Below are 10,533 nucleotides of genomic sequence, written 5' to 3' on the forward strand. Positions count from 1 at the left end.
GTTTCAGCGCAGCGGGCGGGCCGCGGCGAGCGGGGCGAGGGCTGCCCGCACCCGGGGGTCGGCGAAGAACCCGTCGACGGTGACGGGAAGGGGGATGCGCCAGTTAGGGTACTCATCCACCGTGCCCGGCAGATTCGGCTGGCGCCGTTCGCCGACGACGTCCGCCGGGGAGGTGAGCACCAGCCGCGACGCCGCCGAGGCGAGCAGCGTGTGCAAGGCGACCACCAAGTCGTCGCCGGGAATTCCTTCGCTGGCAACCAGTTCGCGCAGCGCCCGGCGTTCCTCCGCCGCTTCGGCGTACTCCTGCTCCACCGGCCGGTCGAGCTGGCCGAGTTCCGCGCGGACCCGGACGTGCTCGGCGTCGAGCCAGCCGGACACGGTCGGCAGGTCGTGCGTCGAGATGCTGGCCATCGCGTCCGGATCCCAGCGGTCCGGGCGGACGAACGGCTTGCCGGGCGCGTCCCAGTCGCGCTGGAACCACAGCACCGCGGAGCTGAGCAAGCCGCGTTCGTGCATGGTTTCGGTGACGGTGTCCTCGACGGTGCCGAGGTCCTCCCCCACCACGACCGCGCCCGCGCGGTGCGCCTCCAGGGCGAGCACGCCGAGCATCGCTTCGGCGTCGTAGTGCACGTACGTGCCGCGGCCCGCGGGTTCGCCCGGCGGAATCCACCACAGCCGCCACATCCCGGCGACGTGGTCCACCCGGATGCCGTCGGCGTGCCGCAGCACTCCGCGCACGACGTCGCGGAACGGCGCGTACCCGGCTTCGGCGAGCCGGTCCGGCCGCCACGGCGGCAGATTCCAGTCCTGGCCCTGCTGGTTGAACGCGTCCGGCGGCGCGCCGACCCGCACCCGCGCGGCGAACACGTCCCGCAGCGCCCAGGTGTCCGCGCCGCCGGGATGCACCCCGACCGGAAGGTCGTGCACGACGCCGACCGGCATGCCCGCGTCGCGCGCCGCCTGGCGGACGCGATCGAGCTGCTCGTGGCAGAGCTGCTGCAGCCAGCCGTGGAATTCGATCCGCTCGGCCAGTTCCTCGCGCGCGGCGGCCGTCTCGGCGCTGCCGGAGTCGCGCAACGCCTCGGGCCACTCGCGCCAGTCGTTGCCGTGCACCTCGGCGAGCGCGCCGAACGCGGCGAAATCGCGCAGGTCGTCGTCCAGTTCGACGGGGTGCGGATGGTGCGGGCGCAGCAGTTCCAGCGCGGCGCGTTTGGCGGTCCACACGGCGTCGTAGTCGATCAGCTCGCCGATCGGGTCCGGCGCGAGCGCCCGCACCCGCCCCTGGGTTTCCTCGTCGGCGCGGGCGAACGCTTCGGTGTCGGTCACCCGCAGGTAGAGCGGGTTCGCGAAGCGGCGGCTGGACGGCGAATACGGCGATCGTTCGACCGGATGCGCCGGGGCGGGCGCCTGCACCGGGTTGACGAGCAGCACGCCCGCGCCCAGTTCGGCGGCCGACCGGGACGCCATTTCGGCGAGATCGGCGAAATCGCCCATCCCCCACGACTGCTCGGAGTGCAGGGCGTAAAGCTGCAGCATCCAGCCCCACGCGGGCGGCACCGCGGGCAGCTTCGCCGGGACGACGGCGAGCGAAACCCGTTGCTCAGCGGTGACGATCCGGTGCCAGCCGAGCGGAAGGTCAGCCGGAAGTGTGGTGCCGACGTCACGCGTTGTGCCGTCTTCGAGTTCGACAGTGACGGCTTGGCCGAGTTCGCGGGTTTGCCCGGCGCGCACCACGATCGTCGGCGGCAGCGCTCGCGACGCACGGGCTTCTCGCACGGCGGCCAATTCTCGTTCGATTGCTTGTGGAGTACCGGCGTCGACGTCCAGCTGCGCCAATACGGCGATCACCACATCAGGGTCTACCTGCACTTCGACCTGGTCGGCGTTTTCGTAGCGGGTGGCGACTCCGTGGGCGGCGGCCAGTTCGGCCAGTTCGGGAGTCACGTTTCGGTCCGGGGAAGGGGAAGGCGCACCGGACCAGTGTCCCGGGCCGCGGCCCTTGGCGCCATTCGCACCGCCGCCGCGGACGGGCGAAGCGGTGACCGGCCGGTCGGGGGGCGTGCCGGCCGGTCACCGCCACACGAAACGAGAGGGAAGGCGTTCCCGGGAATGACGCGCGGCGGCCGAGTTCACCCATTCAGGCGCTTTTCGCGATTTCAGCGCGCAGGTCCATACCAATGGAGGTAGTGCCGTCCGAAGTGGACTCCGGTCAGGCCCCGGCCGGCTGCCCGAGCTTCCCGGCGAGCCGGTCCAGCCACGCCTCGACCTCGCCCGCCGGCCGGTCCGGCAGGCCGAACACGACCTCGGTCACGCCCGCCTCGGCGAGTTTGGCCAGGCCTTCCGGATCCGGGCGCGGGCCGAGCGCGATCACCTCCGGGTCGCCTTCCCGGCCCTCCTCGCGCCAGATTTCGCGCAACCGCGCGACTTTCGCGGTGATGTCGTCTTCGCCCGGCGTCGTCAGCCAGCCGTCGCTGTGCCGCGCGATCCAGCGGAACGTCCGCTCCGTGCCGCCCGCGCCCACGATCACCGGCACCTGGGGCTGCACCGGTTTCGGCCACGCCCAGCTCGGCCCGAACTCCACGAACTCGCCCGCGTAGCTCGCCTCTTCCTCGGTCCACAGCGCGCGCATCGCCTCGAGGTACTCGCGCAAGGCGGTGCGCCGCCGCTTCCCCGGCACGCCGTGGTCGGCCAGTTCGTCGGTGTTCCAGCCGAATCCGACGCCGAGCGTGACCCGGCCGCCGGACAGGTGGTCCAGGGTCGCGACCGTTTTGGCCAGCGTGATCGGATCGCTTTCCACCGGCAGCGCCACCGCCGTGGCCAGCCGGATCGTCGAGGTCACCGGCACCGCGCTGGCCAGCGCGACCCAGGGGTCGAGCGTGCGCAGATAGCGGTCGTCGGGCAGCGAGGAGTCGCCGGTCCGGGGATGCGGGGCGTCCCGCCGGATCGGGATGTGGGTGTGCTCGGGCACGTAGAAGGTCGCGAACCCGGCCTCTTCCGCGGCCTGCGCGGCCGCCGCCGGGGAGATTCCCCGGTCGCTGGTGAACAGCACGATCCCGTATCTCACCCCCGGCACATTATTAGAACGTGTTTCAGTTGGCAACGACCGCCTGGCCTGCGGATTATTCCTGGGGAAACCCGGGCTTGACGGCGCCCCGGGGCGGGTACTCCACTGGTAATCGCGCACCCGTCGGCCCGTCCTGCCCGAGGAGGGGATCATGCTGCCTTACCGCGACCGCAGCGCCCTGCGGAAGATCGAAGAGGAACTCGCGGCGAGCGACCCCGTGTTCGCCGCGACGCTGAGCCAAGGCGTGCCCCCGGCGCGGACCCGGCGGTGGCAGAAGATCCTGATCCTCGCCGAGATCACCGTCGCCCTGATGCTGGTCTTCGGCCTGATGGCCGGGGAAACCGGCTGGTTCCTGTGGGGCCTGCTCGCCGCGCCGCTGCTGGTCTGGACGCACCGGGCCATGCTGCAGCACGGCCGTGAGCACACGGCCGACGACGAGCCCTGACCTTCAGCGCCGCGCGGCGCGTTCGAGCAGCGGAGTCAGCCGGTACGGCACCATCTCGCGCATGACGAGCGCGTTGTTGGTGCGCTCGACGCCGGGGATTTCCAGGATCTCCCCGGCGATCCGGTAGAGGTCGTCCGCGTCCGTCGCCACCACGTGCACCAGGAGGTCCTGCGCGCCGGTCAGTCCGCGCACCTGCAGCACCTCCGGCACCGCGGCGAGCGCGCGGCCGACTTCGTCCAGCACCCGCTGCCGGGCTTGCACGGTCACGAACGCGGTGAGCGGGTAGCCGAGCGCGGCCGGGTCGATCCGGTGCTCGGCCGAGCGCAGCGCGTCGCCCTGTTCGAGCCGGGCGAGCCGGCTTTGCACGGTGTTGCGGGACAGGCCCAGTTCGTCGGCGAGCGCGACCGCGGTGGCGCGCGGGGTGCGGCCGAGCGCGAGCAGGATCCGGGCGTCGGTGGCGTCGAGCCGCTGAGTGCTGGGCATGCTGCGCAATCCTTTCCACACCGCGCGGTGCTGGCTTGGGCGTTCTGCGCAATGTCGAACGCGCTTGTTGTGCACCCTACCCAGCTCTGCTGGACTGACCTGAACTTTCCGCCCAAGAAAGGCCCGATCCTTCGTGAGCAGCGCCGCCCCCGAACGCCTTCCGGACAACGACACGGTGACCGTCCTGCGCGAGGTGCAGGACCGGGTGCTGTGGCTGTCGACCGCGATCATCGACCACGCCAACCGGGTGCGGCCCAATCCGACCGGGCTCAAGGTCGGCGGGCACCAGGCGTCCAGCGCCTCGATGGTGTCGATCATGACCGCGCTGTGGTTCGCACGGCTGCGCGCGCAGGACCGGGTCTCGGTGAAACCGCACGCCTCCCCCGTGCTGCACGCGATCAACTACCTGCTCGGCGGCCTCGACGAGAAATACCTGACGACGCTGCGCGAATTCGGCGGCCTGCAGAGCTACCCGTCGCGCTCGAAGGACCCGGACCAGGTCGACTACTCCACCGGTTCGGTCGGCATCGGCGCGACCGCCCCGATCTGGGGCGCGCTGGCGCGGCGCTACGTCGAATCGCACGGCGGCGGCGCGGGAGCCGGACGGCAGTACTCGCTGGTCGGCGACGCGGAACTGGACGAGGGCGCGTGCTGGGAGGCGATCCTCGACCCGAACGTGGCCGAACTGGGCGAGGTCGTCTGGATCGTCGACCTGAACCGGCAGTCGCTCGACCGCGTGGTCCCGAACATCGGCGCGACCCGCCTGCAGGGCATGTTCGAGGCGGCCGGCTGGCAGGTGCTGACCGTGAAGTACGGGCGGCTGCTGCAGGACCTGTTCGAGCGGCCGGGCGGCGAGGCGCTGCGGCGGCGCATCGACGAGATGCCGAACCCGGAGTACCAGCGGCTGCTCCGCTGCACCCCGGCCCAGCTGCGCGAACGCCTGGCGACGCCGGAGCTGGCCCCGCTGCTGGACAGCCTCGGCGACGACACCCTGCACGCCGCCATCCGCAACCTCGGCGGCCACGACCTGTCCGCGCTGCTGGACAGCTTCGACGCCATCGAGGACCACCGTCCGACCGTCATTTTCGCTTACACCGTCAAGGGATTCGGCCTCGCCAGCGAAGGACACCCGCAGAACCACTCGTCGCTGCTGACCGCCGAGCAGCTGGGTGCACTGGCCGAACGCGTCGGAATCTCGCCGGACGACCCGTGGCAGAAGTTCCCCGACGGCTCCGCCGCCGCCCGGCTGTGCGCCTCGACCGCCGCCCGCCTGGAGCGGGAACCCGTTGAGCTGCAACCGGTTCCGGCGCTGCCGTCCGACATCGGGCGCACGCCTTCCGGCCGCACCACCACGCAAGCCGCGCTCGGCCGCGCGCTGCTCGACCTGACCCGCGAAGCGCCCGAAGCGGCGGAACTCGTGGTGACGCTGTGCCCGGACGTCTCGTCCAGTACCAACCTCGGCGGCTGGGTCAACAAGGTCGGCGTGTGGTCGCCGCAGGAACGGGTCGACTGGTTCGCCGACGACCCGGAGACGATCCTGCACTGGCGCGAGCGGCCCAGCGGACAGCATCTCGAACTGGGCATCGCCGAGGTGAACCTGGTGAGCGCGCTCGGCGAACTGGGCACGACGTGGTCGCGCTGGGGCCGTCCGCTGCTGCCGATCGGGGTGCTTTACGACCCCTTCGTGGAGCGCGCGCTGGAACCGTGGTCGTTCGGCATCTACGGCGGCGGACAGTCCATTTTGGTCGGTACGCCGTCCGGCGTCACCCTCGCGCCCGAGGGCGGCGCACACCAGTCGGTGACCACGCCGTCGGTCGGGCTCGAACAGCCGGGTTGCGTGACCTACGAACCCGCGTTCGCCCTGGACGTCGAGTGGACCCTGCTGGCGTCGCTTTCCCGGCTCGGCCGCCCCGACGGCACCTCGGCGTATCTCCGCCTGTCGACCCGTCCGGTGGACCAAAGCCTGGCCGCGGTGCCCGCTGATCCGGCCGCGCGGGAACGCCGCCGCCGTCAGGTCGTGGCGGGCGCGTACCCAATCCGCACCGCGGCGGTCGCCCGCCCGGACGTCACGCTGGTGACGATGGGCGCGATGGTCACCGAGGCGCTGGAAGCCGCCGATCGGCTGGACGCGCTGGGCAAGCACGCCGACGTCGTCTGCGTGACGAGTCCCGGCCTGCTGTTCCGCGCCGTGCAAGCACGAGCGGGCCAGGACACCGCCGACACGTGGATCCTGGAGTCGGCGCTGCCGTCGGAACGGTCCGCGCCGATGGTGACAGTGCTCGACGGGCACCCGCACACGCTGGCGTTCCTGGCGAACGTCCACCGCGTGCGGGCGGCGCATCTGGGCGTGACGCGGTTCGGGCAGTCGGGCGACCTGGAAAGCGTGTACCGGCACCACGGCATCGACACCGACAGCATCATCCAGGCCGCGCTGGACGTGGCGGACTGATCCCGGGCGGTCCGGATCGGCCCGTCAGCCGCCGATCCGGACCAGCGACCGGGCGCCCTCGCCGCGCCGCATCCGGTCGAACGCCTCGCCCACCTCGGCGAGCGAAATCCGGTGCGTCACCAAGGTTTCCAGGTCGAGCGCGCCCGACCGGACCTCGTCGGCGAGCGCCGGGATGTCGCGGTCCGGGTCGGAAGCGCCGTAGACCGTGCTGGTGAGCGTGCGGGCGAAGTGGAAGATCTCCAGCGGGCTCAGCACGACCTGCTCGTCCTTCCGCCCGACGCCGACGACCGTGCACTGCCCGCCGCGGCGCACCGAACTCCACGCCGTGCGGATCGTCGTCGCCGCGCCGACGCATTCGAAGGCGTGGTCCGCGCCGCGCCCTTCGGTCAGCCCGCGCACCCGCCTGGCGAGTTTGTCGTCGCTCACCAGGAAATCCGTCGCACCGGCCGCGCGGGCGAGCGCCTCCTTCTCCGGCGACAGATCGGCCGCGATGATCTGCCCGGCACCCGCGAGCTTCGCCCCGAGCACCACGCACAACCCGATCCCGCCGAGCCCGAGCACGAGCACGCTCTGTCCTTTTCGGACCTTCGCGGTGTTGCGCACCGCGCCGACGCCGGTGAGCACCGCGCAGCCCATCAACGCGGCCAGATCGAGCGGCACGCCGTCCGGCAGAGGCACGACAGACCGCCCGGGCAGCACGGTTTCCTCGGCGAAACCGCCAACGCCCAGCAAGACGTTCAGCTGCTCGCCGTCCAGTTCCCCGCGCGGCAACGTGGTGACGCCTTCGATCGCCGAACACAACCAGGGTTCCCCGGCCAGGCAGAACCAGCATTCCCGGCACGCGGCGGCCCAGTTGAGCACCACCCGGTCGCCCGGCTTCACGTGCGCGACTTCGCTGCCGACCTCGGCCACGATTCCGGAGGCCTCGTGCCCCGGCACGAACGGGTACTGCGGGCGCAGCGTTCCGTCCACCATGGACAGATCGGAATGGCACACCCCGGCGGCCGCGATCCGCACCCGCACGTCCTGCGGCCCGACTGGCGGCAGCGCGATGTCGCACACTTCCGGACGCCCGCCCTGCTCGCGCACGATCACGGCTTTGACCACGGTGTCTTCTCCTTCGGGCCGGGCTAGAGCTGGATGGATTTGAGCTCGATGAACTCGTCGAGCGCGGCGCGGCCCATCTCGCGGCCGAGGCCGGACTGCTTGTAGCCGCCGAACGGGGCCAGCGGGTTGAAAGCCCCGCCGTTCACGTCGATCTGCCCGGTCCGGACCTTGCGCGCGAAGGCCAGCGCCCGGTCCTGGTCGGCCGACCACACCGCGCCGTGCAGGCCGTAGCGGGAGTTGTTCGCGATCCGCAGTGCGTCTTCCTCGTCGTCGAACGGGATGATCGACAGCACCGGGCCGAAGATTTCCTCCTGCGCGATCGTCGAATCCGGGTCCACGCCCGCGAAAACTGTCGGTGCGACGAAGTAGCCTGTGGCGGAAGGAGCTTCGGTCCCGCCGGTCACCAGAGTCGCACCCTCCGCGATGCCTTTTTCGATGTAGCCGCGCACCCGGTCGCGTTGCGCTGCCGAGACGAGCGGGCCGAGTTTCGTCTTGGGGTCCAGCGGATCGCCTGTCGTGAACCCTTCGGCGAACGTCTTCGCGAGCGCGGCCGCTTCGTCGTGCTTCTCGCGCGGCACGAGCATGCGCGTCCAAGCCGTGCAGGTCTGGCCGCCGTTGAGGAACGCGTTGGAGACGCCGACCTTGACTGCCGTCGCCAGGTCCGCGTCTTCGAGGATCACGTTGGCGGATTTGCCGCCCAGCTCCAGCGTGACGCGCTTGACCGTGCGCGCCGCCAGCTCCGCGACCCGTGTTCCGGCGCGCACCGAGCCGGTGAACGACACGACGTCCACCTCCGGATGCGTCGCGAGCGCCTCGCCGACCTCCGGCCCGTATCCGGTGACCAGATTGACCACGCCAGGCGGAAAACCGGCCTCGTGGATCGCGTCGAACAGCTGGTAGGCGCTGAGCGGTGCGACCTCGCTCGGCTTCACCACGACCGTGCACCCCGCCGCCAGCGCCGGCGCGATCTTGCAGGTGATCTGGTGCAGCGGGTAGTTCCACGGCGTGATCGCCGCGACCACGCCCGCCGGTTCGCGCACGATCAGCGAGTTGCCGACTTTCTCCTCCGGCTCCTCCTGGCCGAGCAGATCGACGTAGGTCTGCACGTCGGTCTGCGGCAGCGCGGCCTGGATCCGGGTGGCGATCCGCAACGGCGTGCCGACGTCCTTCGCGATCGTCTCGCCGATCTCGTCAGCTCGTTTCGCCAGCCCGTCGGCCAGTGCGCGCAGCAGCTCCGCGCGTTCTGCCCTGGTCGTGGCTGCCCACGCCGGAAACGCCTCGCGCGCCGCCCGGACCGCCCGGTCGATGTCGGCGGCCGTGCCCTCCGGGATGTGCGCCTGGACCTGTTCGGTGGCCGGGTTTTCCACCGGAATCGAGGCTCCGCCGTCCGAACGGACCCATTCGCCGCCGATGTACAGCACGTCGCGCTCAGCCACCGAGTCTCCTCCGACCTAGGTTCTCCCTCGGCCGGATTCTATAGAAAACACTCCGGCTGTCTAGTGCGCCGCGAGCACGCCTTGCGCCGCGAGGAAGTCGACCAGCAGGTCCCCCGCTTCGCGGATGTGCGCCGCCATCGCTTCCCGCGCCGCGTCCGGCTCGCGCTCGTTCAGCGCGGCGAGCACCCGGTCGTGGTCGTCGCGGGCTAGCAGCGGCCAGCCCGGGATGTCGGCGTACGCGGAGAAGGGGACGTACCTGAGCGTCAAGGACAGCATCCAGGTGAACTTGGGCGCGGCGGCGGCGTGATTCACCATGCGGTGCAAGGCGAAATCGGCTCGTTCGGTCGCGTCGAGGTCGCCGTCGCGGACCGTCTTCTCGATCTCGCGCTGGAGATCGTCCAGCCGCGCCAGCCCGGCCGGCTCCAGCCGTTCCGCCGCCCGGGCCGCCAGTTCGCCGGAAACGTAGGCCTGCATCGCGTAGACGTCCACGACGTCCCGGCGCGTCACCGGGATCACCCGGAATCCGCGCCCCGGACGGAAATCCACCATGCCCTCGCCCGCCAGCGCCATCAGCGCCTCGCGGACCGGGGTGGCGCTGACGCCGAGCCGTTCCGCCAGATGCTCAGTGCGCAGCCGCTCGCCGCCGCGGACCGCGCCGGTGAGGATCAGATCGCGCACCTGCTTGGCGACCCGCGGGCTCAGCCGTTCGCGCGCTTCTCCGGCCACTGTCACGAAAACTCCCCGCCAGCGTTGGGTTTCCCGCCATCGTAGCCGTTCTCCGGCGATGTGACCCCAGTCACTTTTCGCGCCGGAGAGAACCCGCGGCCGGGGTCGCCTCGACTATCCGGACGAACCCGTGCACGGGTGAACCGCAGAGTGTCCTCAATGGACACTTCGAGGAGGGAAAACGGAATGTCAGTGAAGTCTTCGATTCTGCGCCACGGCCGGCTGGCCGCCGGGACAGCGCTCGCCGCCGCCGTCATCGCGGGCGGAACGATCGGAGTCGCCGCCGCGGCCACCGGCGATCACCCGGCGCCCGCTGCCGCCCCTGCCGCCGCTCAGCCTCCCGCCGCCGAACAACCCCCGGAGGGCGCGCGGGCGGTCGTGAAGGCCGACCCGAACCCGGCCACGCCCGGCGGGGAGGTCACGATCACCGGCAACTGCGGCGGAGGCAAGGGCCTGAAAAAGGTGATCGGCGGCTATCCCGGCCATCAGATCCTCAAGGACGTCAAGATCGTCGACGCGAACCCGGAAGCCTTCAAGGCCACGGCGAAACTCACGACGAAGATCGGCGACGGCGTAGGCCCGGTGATGGTCGACTGCGACGGCGAAGCGGGCGTGACCCTGCTGGTGACGCACTCCCAGCCGGAGGGCGGGCAGTGATGAGCCGCGGCACACGCGTGACCCGCTCCGGTCCGGAGCTGGTGTCGGCCAACTAGGCCCGCACTCGCCGGTCGCCGACTCGGGGGGGGGGGGGGGGGGGGGGGGGGGGGGGGGGGGGGGGAGGGGGAAAAAAAAAAAAAAAAAAAAGGCGAAGACACCGGCGGTG

The 10,533-nt window shown here is 71.3% G+C and carries 9 protein-coding genes; 3 read left to right on the top strand and 6 right to left on the bottom strand.

Going from position 1 to position 10,533, the window contains the following annotated elements; translation table 11 throughout:
- Positions 1-3 precede the first annotated feature (3 nt).
- Together malQ and ACZ63D_RS30495 are read right to left on the bottom strand one after the other, a co-directional pair.
- Positions 4-1,944, bottom strand: coding sequence for a 4-alpha-glucanotransferase (gene malQ, locus ACZ63D_RS30490; RefSeq protein ID WP_465357803.1), 1,941 nt, complete (start codon positions 1,942-1,944; stop codon positions 4-6).
- A gap of 265 nt (positions 1,945-2,209) precedes the next feature.
- Entirely contained in the window at positions 2,210-3,064 is an 855-nt protein-coding gene (locus ACZ63D_RS30495; protein WP_465357804.1) for an LLM class F420-dependent oxidoreductase, read from the bottom strand.
- A 151-nt stretch (positions 3,065-3,215) separates the two neighbouring features.
- On the opposite strand from ACZ63D_RS30495, the gene ACZ63D_RS30500 reads away from it, so the two are divergent.
- Entirely contained in the window at positions 3,216-3,509 is a 294-nt protein-coding gene (locus ACZ63D_RS30500) for a DUF3040 domain-containing protein (protein WP_465357805.1), read from the top strand.
- A gap of 3 nt (positions 3,510-3,512) precedes the next feature.
- On the opposite strand, the gene ACZ63D_RS30505 is transcribed toward ACZ63D_RS30500, so the two are convergent.
- Complete coding sequence (locus ACZ63D_RS30505; protein ID WP_465357806.1) at positions 3,513-3,992, bottom strand: Lrp/AsnC family transcriptional regulator; 480 nt, start codon at positions 3,990-3,992, stop codon at positions 3,513-3,515.
- 133 nt (positions 3,993-4,125) lie between these two features.
- Between ACZ63D_RS30505 and ACZ63D_RS30510 the strand changes: the two genes are divergently transcribed.
- Entirely contained in the window at positions 4,126-6,441 is a 2,316-nt protein-coding gene (locus ACZ63D_RS30510) for a transketolase-like TK C-terminal-containing protein (RefSeq protein WP_465357807.1), read from the top strand.
- A 24-nt stretch (positions 6,442-6,465) separates the two neighbouring features.
- Here the strand turns inward: ACZ63D_RS30510 and ACZ63D_RS30515 are convergent, their stop codons facing one another.
- The 3 genes from ACZ63D_RS30515 to ACZ63D_RS30525 are packed head-to-tail and all read right to left on the bottom strand — an operon-like array spanning position 6,466 to position 9,716.
- Positions 6,466-7,548: an alcohol dehydrogenase catalytic domain-containing protein gene (locus ACZ63D_RS30515; RefSeq protein ID WP_465357808.1), complete on the bottom strand. Its 1,083-nt coding sequence runs from the start codon at positions 7,546-7,548 to the stop codon at positions 6,466-6,468.
- A gap of 23 nt (positions 7,549-7,571) precedes the next feature.
- Entirely contained in the window at positions 7,572-8,984 is a 1,413-nt protein-coding gene (locus ACZ63D_RS30520) for an aldehyde dehydrogenase family protein (RefSeq protein ID WP_465357809.1), read from the bottom strand.
- Between the two features lie 60 nt (positions 8,985-9,044).
- Positions 9,045-9,716 (bottom strand): GntR family transcriptional regulator, encoded by a 672-nt coding sequence (locus ACZ63D_RS30525; protein ID WP_465357810.1) that lies wholly within the window; start codon positions 9,714-9,716, stop codon positions 9,045-9,047.
- A gap of 180 nt (positions 9,717-9,896) precedes the next feature.
- Here ACZ63D_RS30525 and ACZ63D_RS30530 point away from each other — a divergent pair, with 180 nt between their 5' ends.
- Positions 9,897-10,367 (top strand): hypothetical protein, encoded by a 471-nt coding sequence (locus ACZ63D_RS30530; protein WP_465357811.1) that lies wholly within the window; start codon positions 9,897-9,899, stop codon positions 10,365-10,367.
- Positions 10,368-10,533 lie beyond the last annotated feature (166 nt).

The organism is Amycolatopsis sp. NPDC104775 (assembly GCF_055583325.1).